General features: G+C 39.1%; 19 protein-coding genes. 6 read left to right on the top strand and 13 right to left on the bottom strand.

Going from position 1 to position 16892, the window contains the following annotated elements; translation table 11 throughout:
• Nucleotides 1-2: 2 nt before the first annotated feature.
• The gene (fni, locus tag FC64_RS05585) at nucleotides 3-1031 is read left to right on the top strand and encodes a type 2 isopentenyl-diphosphate Delta-isomerase (protein WP_057906929.1); all 1029 of its coding nucleotides are present in this window, start codon (nucleotides 3-5) and stop codon (nucleotides 1029-1031) included.
• A gap of 69 nt (nucleotides 1032-1100) precedes the next feature.
• Here the strand turns inward: fni and FC64_RS05580 are convergent, their stop codons facing one another.
• The 3 genes from FC64_RS05580 to FC64_RS05570 are packed head-to-tail and all read right to left on the bottom strand — an operon-like array spanning nucleotide 1101 to nucleotide 4290.
• Nucleotides 1101-2474, bottom strand: a complete 1374-nt coding sequence (locus FC64_RS05580; protein ID WP_057906928.1) for an RsmB/NOP family class I SAM-dependent RNA methyltransferase — start codon at nucleotides 2472-2474, stop codon at nucleotides 1101-1103.
• Nucleotides 2475-2517: 43 nt separating this feature from the next.
• The gene (locus FC64_RS05575) at nucleotides 2518-3501 is read right to left on the bottom strand and encodes a hypothetical protein (protein ID WP_057906927.1); all 984 of its coding nucleotides are present in this window, start codon (nucleotides 3499-3501) and stop codon (nucleotides 2518-2520) included.
• A gap of 33 nt (nucleotides 3502-3534) precedes the next feature.
• Entirely contained in the window at nucleotides 3535-4290 is a 756-nt protein-coding gene (locus tag FC64_RS05570) for an alpha/beta fold hydrolase (RefSeq protein WP_057906926.1), read from the bottom strand.
• A gap of 137 nt (nucleotides 4291-4427) precedes the next feature.
• Between FC64_RS05570 and FC64_RS05565 the strand changes: the two genes are divergently transcribed.
• Nucleotides 4428-5237, top strand: a complete 810-nt coding sequence (locus tag FC64_RS05565) for a Cof-type HAD-IIB family hydrolase (protein WP_057906925.1) — start codon at nucleotides 4428-4430, stop codon at nucleotides 5235-5237.
• Nucleotides 5238-5505: 268 nt separating this feature from the next.
• Here FC64_RS05565 and FC64_RS07510 read toward each other — a convergent pair whose 3' ends face one another.
• Both FC64_RS07510 and FC64_RS05555 read right to left on the bottom strand, forming a co-directional pair.
• Complete coding sequence (locus FC64_RS07510) at nucleotides 5506-5634, bottom strand: hypothetical protein (RefSeq protein ID WP_268888287.1); 129 nt, start codon at nucleotides 5632-5634, stop codon at nucleotides 5506-5508.
• A gap of 136 nt (nucleotides 5635-5770) precedes the next feature.
• On the bottom strand, nucleotides 5771-5959 hold the full coding sequence (locus FC64_RS05555; RefSeq protein ID WP_057827304.1) for a 2-hydroxymuconate tautomerase: 189 nt from the start codon (nucleotides 5957-5959) through the stop codon (nucleotides 5771-5773).
• Nucleotides 5960-6119: 160 nt separating this feature from the next.
• Between FC64_RS05555 and FC64_RS05550 the strand changes: the two genes are divergently transcribed.
• Both FC64_RS05550 and FC64_RS05545 read left to right on the top strand, forming a co-directional pair.
• The gene (locus FC64_RS05550) at nucleotides 6120-7556 is read left to right on the top strand and encodes a C69 family dipeptidase (protein WP_057906923.1); all 1437 of its coding nucleotides are present in this window, start codon (nucleotides 6120-6122) and stop codon (nucleotides 7554-7556) included.
• A 21-nt stretch (nucleotides 7557-7577) separates the two neighbouring features.
• Nucleotides 7578-8537 carry a hypothetical protein gene (locus FC64_RS05545; protein WP_057906922.1) on the top strand — a complete coding sequence of 320 codons (960 nt, stop codon included), beginning with the start codon at nucleotides 7578-7580 and terminating at the stop codon, nucleotides 8535-8537.
• A 493-nt stretch (nucleotides 8538-9030) separates the two neighbouring features.
• On the opposite strand, the gene tsf is transcribed toward FC64_RS05545, so the two are convergent.
• From tsf to FC64_RS05520, 5 genes are all read right to left on the bottom strand, one after another.
• Nucleotides 9031-9906 carry a translation elongation factor Ts gene (tsf, locus tag FC64_RS05540; RefSeq protein WP_057906921.1) on the bottom strand — a complete coding sequence of 292 codons (876 nt, stop codon included), beginning with the start codon at nucleotides 9904-9906 and terminating at the stop codon, nucleotides 9031-9033.
• Nucleotides 9907-10005: 99 nt separating this feature from the next.
• Nucleotides 10006-10800, bottom strand: a complete 795-nt coding sequence (gene rpsB / locus FC64_RS05535; RefSeq protein WP_057906920.1) for a 30S ribosomal protein S2 — start codon at nucleotides 10798-10800, stop codon at nucleotides 10006-10008.
• Nucleotides 10801-10957: 157 nt separating this feature from the next.
• Complete coding sequence (locus tag FC64_RS05530) at nucleotides 10958-11956, bottom strand: D-2-hydroxyacid dehydrogenase (RefSeq protein WP_057906919.1); 999 nt, start codon at nucleotides 11954-11956, stop codon at nucleotides 10958-10960.
• Between the two features lie 31 nt (nucleotides 11957-11987).
• Nucleotides 11988-12263: a GIY-YIG nuclease family protein gene (locus tag FC64_RS05525; protein WP_057906918.1), complete on the bottom strand. Its 276-nt coding sequence runs from the start codon at nucleotides 12261-12263 to the stop codon at nucleotides 11988-11990.
• On the bottom strand, nucleotides 12253-13005 hold the full coding sequence (locus FC64_RS05520; RefSeq protein ID WP_057906917.1) for a tRNA1(Val) (adenine(37)-N6)-methyltransferase: 753 nt from the start codon (nucleotides 13003-13005) through the stop codon (nucleotides 12253-12255). Before FC64_RS05520 ends, FC64_RS05525 begins: the two co-directional genes overlap by 11 nt.
• 89 nt (nucleotides 13006-13094) lie before the next feature.
• On the opposite strand from FC64_RS05520, the gene FC64_RS05515 reads away from it, so the two are divergent.
• A complete protein-coding gene (locus FC64_RS05515) occupies nucleotides 13095-13730 on the top strand; it encodes a lysophospholipid acyltransferase family protein (RefSeq protein ID WP_057906916.1) in 636 nt (211 codons plus the stop codon).
• A 50-nt stretch (nucleotides 13731-13780) separates the two neighbouring features.
• Here FC64_RS05515 and FC64_RS05510 read toward each other — a convergent pair whose 3' ends face one another.
• Both FC64_RS05510 and FC64_RS05505 read right to left on the bottom strand, forming a co-directional pair.
• Entirely contained in the window at nucleotides 13781-14023 is a 243-nt protein-coding gene (locus tag FC64_RS05510; RefSeq protein ID WP_057827788.1) for a YneF family protein, read from the bottom strand.
• Nucleotides 14024-14105: 82 nt separating this feature from the next.
• The gene (locus FC64_RS05505; RefSeq protein ID WP_057906915.1) at nucleotides 14106-14393 is read right to left on the bottom strand and encodes a DUF896 domain-containing protein; all 288 of its coding nucleotides are present in this window, start codon (nucleotides 14391-14393) and stop codon (nucleotides 14106-14108) included.
• A gap of 145 nt (nucleotides 14394-14538) precedes the next feature.
• On the opposite strand from FC64_RS05505, the gene lexA reads away from it, so the two are divergent.
• Complete coding sequence (lexA, locus tag FC64_RS05500; RefSeq protein WP_057906914.1) at nucleotides 14539-15168, top strand: transcriptional repressor LexA; 630 nt, start codon at nucleotides 14539-14541, stop codon at nucleotides 15166-15168.
• 22 nt (nucleotides 15169-15190) lie between these two features.
• Here lexA and recN read toward each other — a convergent pair whose 3' ends face one another.
• Nucleotides 15191-16876: a DNA repair protein RecN gene (gene recN / locus FC64_RS05495; protein WP_057906913.1), complete on the bottom strand. Its 1686-nt coding sequence runs from the start codon at nucleotides 16874-16876 to the stop codon at nucleotides 15191-15193.
• Nucleotides 16877-16892: the final 16 nt, after the last annotated feature.

Below are 16892 nucleotides of genomic sequence, written 5' to 3'. Positions count from 1 at the left end.
TAATGGATATTCAAGCACATCGCAAAGACGAACATGTTTTTATTGCTGAAAAACTTTATCAGCTGAAAAGTCGAAATCGTTTAGATGAAGTTCGGCTATTATTTAAAAATATTCCTGAGATTTCTAAAAATGAAATTTCATTAGCAACAACCATCATGGGATATCAAGTCGATAGTCCCTTTTTTATTAATGCAATTACCGGTGGCAGTCTGCAAACTGACAAACTTAATTTTCAGCTTGCACAAGTAGCTAACCAATGCCACATTCCCTTTGCGACCGGTTCGGTTAGCGTTGCTTTAAAAGATCCGGCAAACGCTGACGGCTTCAAGCAGTTGCGTCAATTGACCCCGGATACGCTACTTTTTACAAATCTTGGAGCTGGAAATGACCTTGCAACGGCAAGAAAAGCCCTTGAATTGACCCAAGCAGATGGATTGCAAATCCACCTTAACGTTGCTCAAGAATTAGTAATGCCTGAAGGCGACCGAATCTTTTACTGGAAAGACCAGCTTCAAAATATCAGCGATCATCTTGAAAAACCATTAATGGTCAAGGGGGTTGGCCAAGGACTAACTCCAGAAACCGTCAAAATACTTGCTGAAATGGGAATTCAAAACGTTGATCTCGCTGGAAAAGGTGGAACGAACTTTGTCGCAATTGAAAATGAACGTCGTCATGATGCAGACTATTCATTCTTGAATGACATCGGTCTAAGTCTGGCTGAATGTCTCCTTGGAACTCAGTCCCTTCGCAATCAAATTTCGATTACTGCATCCGGCGGAATTCGAAATGCCCTTGAAATCGTAAAAAGTCTCGTTCTTGGAGCAGACTCAGTCGGCATTTCCGGAATGTTCCTTCATACCTTGATCAAAAACGGTCCTGAAGAATTAATTGAACAAATTACCACTTTACAAAGTCAAATTAAAGACTTGATGGTCATGCTCGGTTGTCGCACGATCTCAGAATTGCATCAGGTTCATTATCTGTTGAGTCTTGCGCTAATCAATGATCAAAAACAACTAAATAAGTAAAAAAACAGGTTGAGAGTCAAGTCTCAATCTGTTTTTGTTTTCTTATTATTAGGATCATCCTTCTGATTGCTAATTCAAAAACCGTAATCCTTTTGGAATAAAATTTTTAACCGTTGACCCCACAACTTTTCCAAAGGCAAAGCCAATCCCTTCACAAGTTAAAAGCGTCCATCCGTTTGAACAAGGATTTGAAAGGGTCACGGTTTCACCATGCATGTATTTTCTCCACTGATCCATTGAAAGTTCAACTTTTGCCATTCCTTCATCCGGGTTTAAAGTTAACGCTAAATTATAACTCGGTTCAAACCGTTTCTTTTTGAATTCGCCAAGATACAATCCCGGACGCATATACTTCATTGCAAAAATATCAGGCCAATTACGATCAAAATAATACAGATGGTTATTAAACACCTTGAAATTTGAACGCTTAACATCTGCCCATTCATCCGTAATGTGGTTAATCGTTTGCTGCCAAAATTCAAATTGATCAGATGTTAATTGTGATTGATTTTGCTTCTTCTTTTTCTTTTTGTTTTTAACCTTTTTCGGTTCGCCATTTAAATGTAATTTTGCAACAAACTGCCCTTCACCCTTAAAGTGGTGCGGCATCAATCGAACCGTTTTCATAAGTTCCGGGTTTCCATCTGCAAAGTCCGGCCGTCCGGCATCCATTCCTTCAAACTTTGGAATCTCAACCAGTTCAAGTTCCGGATAAGTTGTTAACAACCAACTTACGATTTGCTCATCTTCTTCCGGTGAAAATGTACAGGTCGAATAAATCAGCTCGCCATCCGGCTTAAGGGTTTGAAGTGCATCGGTTAAAATCTTGCGTTGCCGCACAGCACATTCTGCCGGATAATTCCGGTGCCAGTATTTGATTGCGTTATGATCTTTTCGGAACATTCCTTCCCCGGAACATGGAGCATCCACCACAACTTTATCAAATTGCTGTTTTAAATTTTGAGCAATGTGCGTTGGGTCTTCATTTAAAACAATTACATTTTTCGCTCCAAAACGTTCAAGGTTTTCCACCAAAATCGAAGCACGCTTATAATTAATTTCATTACTTACCAACAACCCTTGATTATTTAATTGTTGAGCAATGTGCGTTGATTTTCCACCAGGAGCCGCACACAAATCTAACACCGTCTCACCAGGTTGAGCATCCACAACCTGACCGACATACATTGCACTAATATCCTGACTGTAGACATAGCCTGCCTGATGCGCCAACGAACGACCACTGATCGTGCCATAATACCCATCCTTAATAAATGGGATAGGATGTGAAGTATCGATTTGAAGATGATCAGCATGCGGTTTTAGTGAATTAACACGAAAGCCCTTTTGAACATCCTCATCGAGGCTTTTGAAAAATGCTTCGGCTTCATCGCCAAGTAATGTTTGATATTTTTCAATAAAATCTTGCGGTAACTTTAACATAAAAATAGGGACGGATAATTTCGTCCCTGCTCCTTTCTAAAAATTAAAGGTTGATCTTCAATTTCTTAACATCACGTTTGATTACAAAGTAGAACAACAGAATTGCTACAATGTACAAGATTACAATAAACGGAATCAACTGAGCATAGGTGCTCAACGTAAAGACAACCGTTCCAATTAACGTTCCAACGATCATTCCAACCCCATTATAAATAGTAAATGAACGCCATTTTTGGAAGATAACACGCCGTTTATCATTTGAAGCAAATAATTCGGCTTGAAAATCCTTCCGGGTTGCAATTGACCATAGGAATGCCCCACCAAGCGTTCCGATTACAATCGCAATCAAGCCTATCAGGTGTGCAAAGTGATTTGAAATCCATGAACCGCTTTGAGCAAGTGTATTTTGATGAACGATCCGCTTTACACTGGCAGCGTTAAAGGTTGTTTTCAATAAACTCGTTGAAAATGACTTACGCCCATCGATTTTAATAATGAAATCGTCGGAGTTCAAATTATCCATAATGTCGCGTCCGCCGGCAATGAAAATTTGATTATCAAGTTTTGAATGGGCTCGATTTTCACCCATGATTCCTAATACCGGAATATAATGATTCCCATAATGCAAGTAAGCTTGGTCCTTTGGTTTATAAAGTTTCTTCTTTAGATTTTGTCCAACAACCGCAACGTTGACAATTGAGTCAAAATCATTTTTGGAGAAGAATTCACCTGAAACCATTGGCGGAACCGGAAAATTTCCCTTTCCATAAAAATACGTAATGTTCTTATCTTTCTTTGATTGAAAGTGAACTTGAACATTATCGATTGCTGAACTATCATCCAGTTCCTTAGTAAACTTACTTAGCTTTTCATTTTGCCGCAGGTTGATCTGGTACGCTTCCGCCGTTAAATTATGGTTATCCAATTGCAAAATCAAATCCCGCTGATTGATCTTTGAGAAAATAAACACGCAAAGAAATGAGAGCAATGCGGTGTACAAAATTGTTAAAAAATTCTTTTTTGCCACTAAATGTCATTCCTAACTTATTCAAATTAAATTTTACTTTGCAAAATATTCAGCAAATTTATCGGCCATTTCAACGGTCGTTTCATATGATACTTTATGCCCTGCTCCAGGGGTCGTAGTCATTGTAACATTTTTCGCAAAGTCTTTTCCTTGAATTTCATCAAAGAATTTCTTCGTTAAATTGTATGGCACCATATCATCAGCCGTTCCGTGCCAAAAGTGCAATGGCCGGCCCGCAATCTTTTCGCGATTCAATGACATGTCAATTTGATTTAATCCGGCTAACTGTTCGTGAATGTATTCTTGTGGCACGTCTTCAATTCCCGGTAAATTGTCAACCAAAATCTTCGCAAACGCAACCGGATTCGGAGTTCCTTCGAGACAAACAGCATTCTTGATCCACGGATAAACCGTAAATAATGCACAAACGGTAATTCCCCCCATTGAAAGGCCACCAACAGCAACGTTATCGCCGTCGATTAATCCTTGATCAGCGTATAACTTTACAAATTTTGGAAATTCTTCAATTGACTTTTCAATAATTTGCCAAAATTGCAACTGGTGATTTTCAGCTGGATCCTCTGCTCGCTCACCGTGGAATAATGCATCTGGCATTACGACCCGAAATCCCTTCTTCGCAATTTCATAGCCTTGGGTAAGGTTATTTTCTTTTCTTCCTGTCCATCCATGATAAAAAACAATCAACGGGAGTGATTGGTCTTTTTTATTTTCTTCAATTAACTCTAAATAAGGCAATCCCTGACACTTTTTATGAATAATCGAAATCATAATCATGCTCCTTCCATATTGGCCGTATAAGTAAAATTATAACGCTAAATCATAATGAAAACCTAGTAATTATATTGACTTTGTGGTAGTTTTAAGTTAATTCGACTTTTAATTACTTTAAGGAGGGAGATTTTTTTATGGATCAAAAATTAATTGCCTTAGACCTTGACGGAACGACCTTAAACGGCAAATCGCAATTAAGTTCGAAAACAAAGGAAGTTCTTCAAAAAGCTCAAGAGGCTGGGCATATCGTTGCGTTAGTTACCGGCCGGCCCAACCGCAACTCCGTTAATTATTATGATGAATTAGGACTGAAAACCCCAATGATCAATTTCAACGGTTCACTGGGTCATATTCCGCATCAACACTGGGACAAAGAATACGAATTGACCTTTAACCGGAAAATTACATTTGATATTTTACATGAAAAAGAAAAACTCGGCATTAAAATCATTGCCGCTGAAGGAAAGAACCTTGCACTTGCAGACGTTCCGAACAACGTCCTTGACGGTTACTTCCCAACCGCATTAAAATCAACCGAAGTTTTAAATCAAATGAATTTGCAACGCGACCCGACATCAATGATGTTACTAGTTGATCCAGATAAAAAGGACAACATCGTTCACCAACTTGAATCCAGTTTTGGCGATCGAATCACGGTTGGCGTTTGGGGCGGGCCAAACCCGATTCTTGAATTATCACCGCGCGGAATCAACAAGACTTACGGAGTGCGTTACTTAGCTAACTACTTTAACATCGACCGGCAAAACGTCATCGCATTCGGTGACGAACACAACGATGCAGAAATGCTGACATATGCCGGCTGGGGCGTTGCCATGAAAAATGGGACAGACAAAATCCGCAGCCTTGCAAATGACATTACGCCGCTTGATAACGCGCATGACGGCATGGCATACTACCTTGAGGATTATTTGAACTTAGCTTAATAAAAATGGATGACTGAGATTGCAGTCATCCATTTTTTATTTTTCATTATAGTACGAAATTGGATATTAATTTACATTAAGTCAGCTTGGAAGTATTAGCCGTTTCCTTTATATGTTAATGTGGTGTTTTGGATATGATTTACCTTCTAGGTTACCCCCAACCTTAACTATGTCTTCCTCAGAAAGATTTTCTAGAATACTATTGAATTGATTCAAACTAACTTTCGAAGAATTCTTCAGCCCATTAATTGACTTACCGACAGCGTGGCTATTCTGATATTGTACAGTGACAAATGATGTTAAATTTTGTCCTTGAACGCCGATTAAGATACTTGCGTCGTTCCTGATGATGTTCATCCCACTCACAAACAGTTCGTTTCTGAGCATCACTTGTCATTTGACGCCTCCCTCTTAGCCTGTGCTTAACAAAAAAACAACCGCCTAAAAGAACGATTGCTTAAATAAACATTATTTACTTATAAAATAAAAACGATTAAAAGAACACAAGTCTTTCAATCGTTGATATAATAACATTATTTTTCGTCACTCTTCAAAACACCCGCAACCGCATAACGGTCTTTGCGCATTTCATCCAAAATAACATGAACATGTTCTGCCGGTGCCCCAGTATTCTTAGTAACGGCATCAGTAATGTCAGCTACGAGTTGCTTAAGTTGTTCTTGTGAACGCCCTTCGATTAATTCAACGTGAACTAATGGCATGTCAACCTCACCTTTCGCTTTTTATTAATTCATCGTATCGAACTAACTAACAAAAGTCAATTTAACCTAGATCTGTTCTCCTTTATAAACGCTAATTTTAAATTTAATTCAAAGCTTGATATAATTAAAGTAAGAATTTTAACTGAAATGAGGCCTTAAGATGTTTAGTAATCGCCAAACTCTTTCTGCATGTACAAGTATCTTAGTTGGGAAAAAGGCAACGGCGGATGGCTCAACCATGATTGGGCGAAATGAAGACTGTCGTAGTGCATGGCCAAAACACATGACTGTTCACCCTCACCAAGAAGACATTGAAAATAATCACTATTCATCCCCTGACAAAGATAATGATTTTGAAATCGACCTTCCATCAACCAGTTTTAAATACACCGCTACGCCTGAATGGACTAACGAATATGGAACCTTTGAAGAAGATGGAATCAACGAATTTAACGTCGCAATGAGCGCGACCGAAAGTGCATACGCTAACCGCCGGGTTCTTGGTTACGATCCGCTCCTCAAAAGCGGAATTGCCGAAGAAGCAATGATCAACGTTGTTCTGCCATTTGTCAAAACAGCTCGCGAAGGAGTTGAACGGCTCGGTCAAATCGTTTCTGAACATGGTGCTGCCGAAGCAAATGGAGTCCTTTTCTCAGATGAAAATGAAGTTTGGTATTTTGAAATCGGATCAGGTCACTATTGGGTTGCCCAACAAATTCCGGCCGACTCATATGCAGTTGTTGCTAATCAGCTTGCAATTCAAGAAGTTAATTTCAGTGACCATGATAATTTCATTACTGCACCTGGAATTCGAGATTTCGTTCGGAAACATCATTTAAACTCGGCTAGAACCGGCTTCAACTTCCGCAACATTTTTGGAACGCATTCACTTTCAGATGAAATTTATAACACGCCACGGGTTTGGGATGGTCAACGGTTATTAAATCCTGAAATCTATCAAGAACCAATGGATGAAAACCTGCCATTTATCCGCAAAGCTAACCGGTTACTTCACCGTGATGATATTGAAGCCGTTCTTGCTTCACACTTTAAGGGAACCGAATACGATCCGATTGGAAATGGCCCAGAAGAATTGAAGAAGAAATTCAGACCAATCAGCTTAGCAAAAACTCAAGAATCACATATTCTTCAGATTCGGTCAAACGTTCCCGAAACGCTCAAAGGAATTCACTGGCTTGCACTCGGGGTAACTGCACAAAGTTCATTTGTTCCGTTTTATGCAAGTGCAACGGATGTTCATCCGGCATATAAAAAAGGAACTAAAGATTACTCACCAGATTCAGCTTACTGGATTTACAAACTTGTAAGTGTCCTCGTTGATCCGCACTACCTTGAATTTGGTAAAATGCTTGCTGACACCCAGGACGATTTATATGCCCAATTTACTCATTTAGTTGAAGAAACCGACCGACATGCGACTGAATTATCAGGTGATGAGCAAATTGACTATCTCACAAAGCAAAGCATTCGCTTCCAACAAGTCGGAATTGATCGCATGCAAGCTTTAACAAGCAAGCTTATTACTGCAGCAACTGATATGTCAACGTTAAACTTTAAGACCGACATGAATCTTTAAAAAAGGAGAGTAAAACTTCAAATGAAAATTACTCAAATCAGCAATAACCGCGGTATCATCATCAAGTCTTCAATTAAAAAAGTTATTATTGATGGTGACGTGGAAAATGCAAGTGCGTTTAAAGATGTTGTGATTACCCATCTTTCAGCGGATACTTTAAATATTATTGAAAGCAACTCTTCGCCCTATCGCAGAATCAACGTTAGTTATGACTTAATGCGGTTACTACAAAAACTATGGCGCAATGATCTGCTAAAGCGTCCTGAGGTAATGCCAAAGTTTCGCATTTTACCAACCAATTATCCGTCTGTCCTGGGACTTGAATTTCGCATCACTCCTTTTGACAACGATGACGGGTTAACCGGTTCGTTTGCAATTTTGATTGAAGATATGAACACTGGCGAAAAGATGGGCTATGTTCCAAACTTTATTACTCAAGGACAGCATCGCAACCGAATTAAAAAATGGAAAAAGCATTTACGCGACAGCAAGTTAAATCAATTAATCATGTTCAACACCAACGTTGATCCGGAAAGCAACCAAGTTAGCTATTCTGAAAAAGAATTTAAAGACCAATCAACTGAAGAAATCAAAAAACATGATAGTAAATGGCTTCAAAGTCAGTTAATGCCGTTTAATCCCACACGGTTATTGACAATTAACCAGCTTGCTACTGAAAATAATAGCCCAATCGTCTGGTTGCCGGCATATGCCAAACTTCTGCATTATTACTATCCCGATGAAGATTGGCTGTATCAATCAGATCAATTAACGGATGATTTGAAAGAATTTTTTGGAAAGGCACATCATCTTGTTGCTGCCAAACAGCAAGACTCAGGTGCTATTCTTCAATCCAAATCAATCATTCCGCTTAACCAACGCTTAAACGAATATGCTGATCAATTTAAACATACCCTTCCGCAAAATGACTTAACGGAAATTATACAAATTATCGGTGCGCAGGAAACATACTTGATTTAAAAATCAGAGGTTGTGACATGAGTCGCAACCTCTTTTAAGTACAAAAAAAGAAGCTGGAAATTCCAGCCCTAAAGGTAAGTGTAAAATAAAAAATGTTACTGCAGAACTTTTCTTTATTAAAAAAAGGCCAAAGTAAATTATTAAATCAATTAAGTTATTTTTAGATTTTAACTAAATATCATTCGATGTTTTATCAAATTGTTTCGTTAATTTATAATTAATGTTTTTTAATGAGACTATTTAATCAATATAATCATTAAAATTTGTTTAATGTCATATAAAACAATCTAATTTATTTTATCGTTCAAATCTCGTGACGTTAAAAGTTGGAAATCGGGGGAAATTTGATTCATGCCAAAACATAAAAAAAGTTATCGGTTCAATTTCGATTTGTATCGTTATAATGGCCGTTAATAAGTAGTGTAATGATTAACTTCAATTAAAAAAAAGTCCTATCCCTTTAATAAGGGATAGGACTTGTAAATTAAATCAATTATTTAATTTGTGACATAACTTCATCTACAAAGTTATCTTCTTGTTTTTCGATTCCTTCGCCGACTTCATAACGGTAGAATGCTTTGATCTTGCCACCTTTTGAAGCAACAAACTTACCAACAGTTTGGTCTGAATCCTTAACAAAGTCTTGGTCTTCCAATGAAATTTCTGAGAAGAACTTGTTCAAACGGCCTTCAACCATCTTTTCGATGATCTTTTCAGGCTTGCCTTCATTCTTAGCTTCTTCAGTTAAGACTTCTTTTTCGTGAGCAACTTCGTCTGCAGGAACTTGATCACGGTTGACATACTTCGGATTGATAGCTGCAACGTGCATTGCAACGTCCTTAGCAGTTGCTTCATCAGCACCTTCTAAGACAACTAATACAGCGATCCGGCCACCATCGTGTAAGTATGAACCAAAGTTATCGCCATCAGCTTTTTCAACGATTTGGAAACGACGTAAAGTGATCTTTTCGCCGATAACTTGGGTTGCATCGATGTATTCATCGTTTAATGTTCCCCGGTCTGTCTTGATTTCCAAAGCAGCCTTAACATTTGCAGGTTTGTTTTCGGCAAGAAGTTCGCCTGTCCGCTTTACTAATGCTTGAAAACGATCGTTTTGAGCAACGAAGTCTGTTTCGGCGTTGACTTCAACGATCACTGCTGTGTTTCCGCTGATCACAACGTTAGCTAAACCTTCAGCGGCAACGCGATCGCTTTTCTTAGCAGCCTTTGCAATCCCTTTTTCACGTAAGTAATCGATTGCCTTGTCCATGTCGCCATCAGTTGCAACTAAAGCCTTCTTAGCAGCCATCATGCCGACACCTGTTTTATCACGTAATTCTTTAACTTGTTTTGCAGCAATTTTTGCCATGAGCCATCCTCCTCAAAGTGTTTAAATCTTTTTATTAAAAAAGCTGTCATCAAATAAAAGGCTCGACGCCCACTATCTGAGACAGCCAATTATTATAAACTATTCAGCATCTGAATCATTGTCGCCTTCAACGGCTTCAACAATGTCTTCGATTGAGTCGACTTGCTTGTCGTCTTTCTTGAATGTATCTTCTGTAACGTCTGCTTCGTCTTCGCCTTGACGACCTTCAATGATTGCGTCAGCCATCTTTGAAGTAATCAAACGAACGGCACGAATAGCATCATCGTTTGATGGAATCTTAACGTCGATTTCGTCTGGATCAGCGTTTGTATCAACCATTGCAACGATCGGAATGTTCAACTTTTGAGCTTCCTTAACAGCAATCCGTTCCTTACGAGGGTCAACGATGAAGATTGCGTCTGGAATCCGTGGCATGTCTTCGATTCCACCAAGGAATTTTTGAAGACGATCGCGTTCCTTAACTAACAAAGCAACTTCTTTCTTTGGAAGACGTTCGAATGTACCGTCTTCTTCCATCTTCTTGATGTCCTTTAAGCGCTTGATCCGTGTTTGGATTGTGTTCCAGTTAGTCAAAGTACCACCTAACCAACGGTGATTTACATAGTATTGACCTGCACGCTTTGCTTCTTCTTCGATTGCGTCTTGAGCTTGTTTCTTTGTACCAACAAACAATACAACGCCATCATCAGCAGCAATATTCTTCATGAAGTCGTATGCTTGGTCGATCAACTTAACGGTCTTTTGTAAGTCGATGATGTAAATTCCATTCCGTTCTGTGAAGATGTATTTCTTCATCTTAGGGTTCCAACGACGTGTTTGGTGTCCAAAATGTACACCAGCTTCAAGTAATTGTTTCATTGTAATTACTGACATTACAATACCTCCAAAATAGTTTTTTATCCTCCCCTATGTTCAATTGAACCGGAACTTGAATGTTCAAGCACTTCCCGTTCCATCGCATAAGGTGTGAATTAGTGTATGAAACACTTTTCTAATTATACTTAAATCTTTTTAAAATTGCAATAACAAATTAATCAATTTCAACAACTGGATTCGTCATTTTGCCATCATTTAAATAGGTCGTGGCACAGTTCAATGCAACTTCAACCATGTTCTTAACCGCTTCAGTGGTGTAAAAAGCTATGTGAGGAGTAATCAAAACGTTATTCCGTTCATTTAAGTTGTTAAAAATCGGATCATCGATCTTTTGCCCCGTTAAATCATGGTCAAAAATCGGTAATTCATGTTCATAAGTATCCAACGCTGCTCCACCAACTTTGCCGCTGTCTAACGCTTTGATCAAGGCTTCTGAGTCGATCAACGTTCCGCGAGCAGTATTAATGATCATTACCCCATCTTTCATTTGGCTAAATGCGGCAGCATCCAACAGGTGGTAGTTATCCTTCGTTGCCGGCATGTGGAGGGTGATCACATCCGCCTTACGATACATTGCTTCCATTGAATCAACGTACATCCCACGTTTTTCCAGTTCGGGGTTGTGATAAGGGTCAAATGCAATAATTTTTGTTCCCAAGCCATTAAGTAAATTGATCACTGCCCGGCCGATTCGTCCAGTTCCGGCAACGCCAACCGTCATTTGGTTGATTTGACGACTAATATTCGGTTCCCACCGATAATCTTGATGGCTCATCTTTTCATTAAAGATCTTCGTATGCCGAATAAGCTGCATGATCTGTGTAATCGTGAATTCAGCAATTGCACTCGGCGAATATGCTGGAACATTTGTAATCGGAATTTGATTATCTTTGGCAGCATCCAAGTCAATATTATCAATTCCAATATTCCGAATTGAAAGAATCTTAATTCCCGCATCCTTCATTTTTTCAAAATACTCACGTTTATACGGGGTCGTTTGCAAACCGATGATTCCATCATATCCTTTAATTAAATCAATATTCTCTTCTGAAAGCAGATCCGGAACAAGCTTGATTTTCACATCGTTTTGCTGTTCCCAATTTTTAAAATACGGTTCTTCATCTTTTCGAACGCCAAATGCAATTAACTTCATTTCAAAAGCCTTCTTTCTGTTTACGTTTTTATTATATCCACGATGACCGCGAAACACCATGATTAAGCAAGAACTGCTCCTTCTTTTTGCGCGATTGATGTTTGAACGAATATTCAGCTTTTAAAGCGGCTGATTTCGTTTCAAATTCTTCATGATAAAGCAATTTAACTGGGCGCCGCGTCTTAGTGTATTTGGCACCCTTTCCTGCATTATGCGTGGCAACTCGTTTCGCAACGTCATTGGTAAATCCGCCATAAAACGTTCCGTCCGCGCACAACAAGACATACATATAATATTTACTTTCCATATAAAATTTCCTTAATTGTTGGGGTATATTCATTTTGGTCAGTGTAGGTGATCACCGGTGGTAAAAACTTCAACCCGTCTGATTTTCCATCCTTGATTGCTTCAATCAAGACCATGTTAGCATTTCGTCTCTGCTTGGGATAAACCAATTTGATCCGTTTCGGCGCTAATCGATGAGCCTGCATCGTATCTAAAATTTCGATCAACCGATCCGGACGGTGAACATAATAAGCTTTGCCACCTGTTTTTAATAACCCACTGGTAGCTTCGACCGTATCCTCCAACGTAACCGTAATTTCATGCCGCGCAAGCGCTAGATACCGGTTTGGATTCTTTTTACTTTGCGGCAATGTTTTAAAGTACGGCGGATTACATGTAACAACGTCATACGAATCCTTCTCAAGGAATGAAAATACATTCTTCAAGTCGCGATTATAGACCTTAATTCGATCAGTCAGTCCATTTAATTCTAAACTGCGCTGGTTCATATCCGCTAATCGGGGTTGAATTTCAATCTGATCGATCTGCCCGGCAAATTTCTTACTAATAAATAATCCAACAGCTCCATTACCAGCACACAGATCGACTGCTTTGCGGTCTGGACGGTTAACAGGCTTTACAAAATCTGCAAGTAAAACCGCATCAAGCGAAAACGAAAAAACATCAGCGCTTTGAATAATTTGCAAATTCTCCGCTAACAGCGAATCTACCCGTTCATTTTCATATAACTTGACCTTTTCCATAGCCTTCCTCACTAATTTATTAAATTTACTTGAAAGTTGCTGTAATTTTTTGCATACTAAAATGGATTAAAAACGAAAGGAGTGACACCATGTTTTACAATTTTATGCGCCGGGTCGTTGCATTTCTTGTTCGAATCTTTAACGGTAAACTAACCGTTTTAAATAAAGAAAAGCTTCCTGAAGGCAATTATATCCTTGTCGGGCCGCATCGAACATGGTTTGACCCACTTTTATTTGCCCTTGCTGCTGCCCCAAAGCAGTTTGCATTTATGGCAAAAAAAGAACTCTTTAAAAATCCAATTTTAAAATTTATTTTAACACATGCCAATGCATTTCCGGTTGATCGTGAAAATCCAGGACCATCAGCAATCAAAACGCCTGTTAAATGGCTTCGTAATAAAGACATGTCATTGATCATGTTTCCATCCGGAACCCGTCATTCACAAACAATGAAAGGCGGCGTGACCTTGATTGCTAAAATGGCCAACGTCCCGATCGTTCCAGCGGTTTATCAAGGCCCATTAACCTTTAAAACATTACTTTCCCGGAAAAAAATTACCGTCGCAATTGGCGATCCAATTGTGGTTGACCGGAAAATAAAATTAAATGATGAAAATCAACGCAAGATCATTTCACAAATGGAACAAGCCTTTGATAAGCTTGACGACCAAATTGATCCTAATTTTGTATACGTTGATCCGGCAACGAAGAAAATTAAATCATAAAAGAAAGACTGTGGCGATCACGTCACAGTCTTTTTCGTAATTCAGTCTAATTATTTTTTCTTCTTGCTGTTTTCTTTAGCATAGCTGGCCTTCATTGAAGTCATCATTTGGTTAATCTTCCGTTGTGATGGCTTTTGACCCATTTGAAGCATCATGGTTTTAAGCATTTGTTCGTTGAATGGTGGATTCTTCTTCAAGTAGTTTTCAAGATACTTCTTTGCAGCAAAAAAACCAATTGCAAATCCAGCAATCACGCCAATGATTACAAGTAAAACTACAATTCCTGTTGACAAGATCCTTTCCTCCTTACGACTAACATAGTTATCATTTTAAGCGAAAAAAGCTAAAAAATAAAGCCTTCATTCCAAATTATAATTAATCATCCCGCAAGCCACGTTCGCGTTGAATCCGTTTTACCTTTTCAGGAGTAACTTCTTTTCCATCTTTATCATAAACTTGAAGCATTTCGATATGACTTCTGAAGTTTTCGCGGAAAAGTGAAAGGTAAGTTTCACGCAACCGTTTTTGTTCAGCTTGTTCTTCTTCAGTCAATCCCTTGTCTTTCTTCTTGTGAGCAAGTTCATTGATTCGATCGATCAAATCTTGAGGAATTGCCCCGCCACGTTGTTCATTTTGTTCGTTCGTTGATTTATCCTCCGTCATCGCTCAGTGCTCCTTTCCCTTAAGTATTTAGTTTAATTTTACAAAAGAAAATCTTAAATTTCAACGATAGCGAACCTTTGTTTGTTTTTGGCAAAAATATGTGCTAACATTTAAGTCAATAAGAAGATCAATAAAGGAGTTTATTATGAGTAAGCCGACTGAAGAACGCCAAATGAGAGTTCTCCGTTTTATTTATGAAACGGTCCAAGAAAAAGGTTATCCGCCAACTGTCCGTGAAATCGGTGAAGCCGTTGACCTTTCATCAACATCAACAGTTCATGGCCATCTTGCGCGGTTAGCAAAACGCGGATTTATTATTAAAGATGCAACCAAGCCACGGGCAATTGAAGTTACTCCTACTGGGATGGAAGCATTAGGAGTTTCGAGTTCCAAACCAGATGCCATTCCAATGATTGGAACGGTTACTGCTGGTCAACCAATCTTAGCAGTTGAAGAAACCACGGATTATTTCCCGCTTCCACCTAACTTTGACACCGCTGATGATTTATTTATGCTGACGATTCGCGGTGAAAGTATGATCAACGCTGGAATTTTTAACGGCGACAAAGTGATTGTCCGCAAGCAGTCAACGGCTGATAACGGTGAGATCGTAATTGCGATGACTGATCAAAACGAAGCAACGTGCAAGCGGTTCTTCCGTGAAGCGCACAATTATCGCTTACAACCGGAAAATGACACCATGGATCCAATTATCCTTGATCACGTAACGATTTTAGGAAAAGTAATTGGTTTATATCGTGATTATATTAAATAAAGGATGAATTCCAAAATGGAATTCATCCTTTATTTTTAATCTGATCAGCCATTTGGATTAATTCATCAGCATGTTTCAAGGTCAATTCTGTAATTTCTGAACCGGATAACATCCGGGCAATTTCCCGAATTCGGGTCTGGGCAGTTAATTTTTGAACACTTGTTTCGGTCCGGCCATCGATGACCTTCTTCGAGATAAAGTAGTGATGATCCGCAATCGCTGCCACTTGCGGCAAGTGCGAAATACATAATACCTGCGAATTATGTGAAATCTGCGAAATTTTTTCAGCGATTGCCTGTGCAACCCGACCGCTGACCCCCGTATCAACTTCATCAAAAATAATACTTGTAACGCCTTGCTGTTGTGAAAAGATCGTTTTTAATGCCAACATAATTCGTGAAAGCTCCCCGCCAGATGCAATTTTAGCAAGGGGACCCATCGATTCCCCGGGATTAGTTTGAATGTAAAATTCAACATCATCTAATCCAGTTGAAGTTAATTCTTGATTTCCGCTTAACTTAACCTTAAAGACGGCCTTATCCATATACAATGCGCTTAATTGCTGATGAATTGCCATTTCCAACTTATGCGCTGCTTGATGACGATGACTTGAAAGCGTCTGTGCTAACTTAAAAGCTGCGTCATACGCTGTCTTGACCGCCTTCTCTTGCTCTTCTGAACTTTCCGCGCTGTCCTGCATTTCAGCCAATTCCTGTTTGATTTTTTGACCATAATCAATTACCTGTTGCACTGAGTCGCCGTATTTCCGTTTCAATTGATGAATTAAATCTAAGCGCTGTTCAATTTGGTCAAGCCGGTTTTCATCCCATTCCATTGAATCCAATTGATTATTGATCTCGTGCGAAACATCTTGCAAATTATAAAATGCATCAGAAACTTTTTCGTAAATACCATTTAAATCGCTAGAAAGGTCTGAAATCTTTTCAAGTTCATCCATTGTCGTTCCAAGTTGACCGATTACATCCACGTTTTCACCCATCAATGCCTGATAGCTGTTTTCAAGCGCATCATGGATCGTTTGGTAATTATCAAGCTGATCCTTTTCTTCAATCAGCTTTTCTTCTTCATGTGGAACAAGTTGAGCACTTTCAATTTCATTAAGTTGAAACTGCAAAATATCCAACCGTTGAGCCCATTCTTTCTCATTGGCCTCTCTTTTATCCAATGCCGTTTTTAACTTGCGGTATTGGTGATATGCATCCTGGTAATGCCGCAGTTCGTCACGCAAATGATGATCGTATTCATCCAATAAACTGAGATGCGTTTCTGGCCGCATCAATGACTGGTGTTCATTTTGCCCGTGAATATCGATCAACATCTCACCAACTTTACGCAATGAAGTCAAATTGACCAATACTCCATTGATGCGGCAAACGTTTCTTCCCGCTTGATATAAATCCCGTTGAAGGATTAACGTTTGATCTTCATAATCAATCCCCAAATCATCAAGAATTTGAAAAACAGGAGCTGAAGCCGGCAATATAAATTGACCTTGAAGGACCGCCTTAGAAGCACCCTTTCGAATAAAGTCAACTGAACCGCGGCTACCAGCCAAAAGCCCTAAGGCATCGATGATGATCGACTTTCCAGCACCTGTTTCCCCGGTTAAAACCGTCATTCCAGCTTGGAAATCAATATCTGCTTCTTCAATAATTGCAAAATCTTTAATTCTTAACTCTTGAAGCATATTAATCCCCTTCCTT

The sequence above is a fragment of the Ligilactobacillus araffinosus DSM 20653 genome (genome assembly GCF_001435375.1).
Taxonomy (GTDB): domain Bacteria; phylum Bacillota; class Bacilli; order Lactobacillales; family Lactobacillaceae; genus Ligilactobacillus; species Ligilactobacillus araffinosus.
Note: the sequence above shows the minus strand (reverse complement) of the source record. Positions and strands in the feature narration are given on the sequence as shown.

Excerpts from the sequence above, each read along its gene's own strand:
- fni (WP_057906929.1), top strand. The coding sequence starts at position 3 with ATGGATATTCAAGCACATCGCAAAGACGAACATGTTTTTATTGCTGAA.
- FC64_RS05580 (WP_057906928.1), bottom strand. The coding sequence starts at position 2,474 with ATGTTAAAGTTACCGCAAGATTTTATTGAAAAATATCAAACATTACTT.
- FC64_RS05570 (WP_057906926.1), bottom strand. The coding sequence starts at position 4,290 with ATGATTTCGATTATTCATAAAAAGTGTCAGGGATTGCCTTATTTAGAG.
- FC64_RS05565 (WP_057906925.1), top strand. The coding sequence starts at position 4,428 with ATGGATCAAAAATTAATTGCCTTAGACCTTGACGGAACGACCTTAAAC.
- FC64_RS07510 (WP_268888287.1), bottom strand. The coding sequence starts at position 5,634 with ATGACAAGTGATGCTCAGAAACGAACTGTTTGTGAGTGGGATGAACAT.
- FC64_RS05555 (WP_057827304.1), bottom strand. The coding sequence starts at position 5,959 with ATGCCATTAGTTCACGTTGAATTAATCGAAGGGCGTTCACAAGAACAA.
- FC64_RS05550 (WP_057906923.1), top strand. The coding sequence starts at position 6,120 with ATGTTTAGTAATCGCCAAACTCTTTCTGCATGTACAAGTATCTTAGTT.
- FC64_RS05545 (WP_057906922.1), top strand. The coding sequence starts at position 7,578 with ATGAAAATTACTCAAATCAGCAATAACCGCGGTATCATCATCAAGTCT.
- tsf (WP_057906921.1), bottom strand. The coding sequence starts at position 9,906 with ATGGCAAAAATTGCTGCAAAACAAGTTAAAGAATTACGTGATAAAACA.
- rpsB (WP_057906920.1), bottom strand. The coding sequence starts at position 10,800 with ATGTCAGTAATTACAATGAAACAATTACTTGAAGCTGGTGTACATTTT.
- FC64_RS05530 (WP_057906919.1), bottom strand. The coding sequence starts at position 11,956 with ATGAAGTTAATTGCATTTGGCGTTCGAAAAGATGAAGAACCGTATTTT.
- FC64_RS05525 (WP_057906918.1), bottom strand. The coding sequence starts at position 12,263 with ATGGAAAGTAAATATTATATGTATGTCTTGTTGTGCGCGGACGGAACG.
- FC64_RS05520 (WP_057906917.1), bottom strand. The coding sequence starts at position 13,005 with ATGGAAAAGGTCAAGTTATATGAAAATGAACGGGTAGATTCGCTGTTA.
- FC64_RS05515 (WP_057906916.1), top strand. The coding sequence starts at position 13,095 with ATGTTTTACAATTTTATGCGCCGGGTCGTTGCATTTCTTGTTCGAATC.
- FC64_RS05505 (WP_057906915.1), bottom strand. The coding sequence starts at position 14,393 with ATGACGGAGGATAAATCAACGAACGAACAAAATGAACAACGTGGCGGG.
- lexA (WP_057906914.1), top strand. The coding sequence starts at position 14,539 with ATGAGTAAGCCGACTGAAGAACGCCAAATGAGAGTTCTCCGTTTTATT.
- recN (WP_057906913.1), bottom strand. The coding sequence starts at position 16,876 with ATGCTTCAAGAGTTAAGAATTAAAGATTTTGCAATTATTGAAGAAGCA.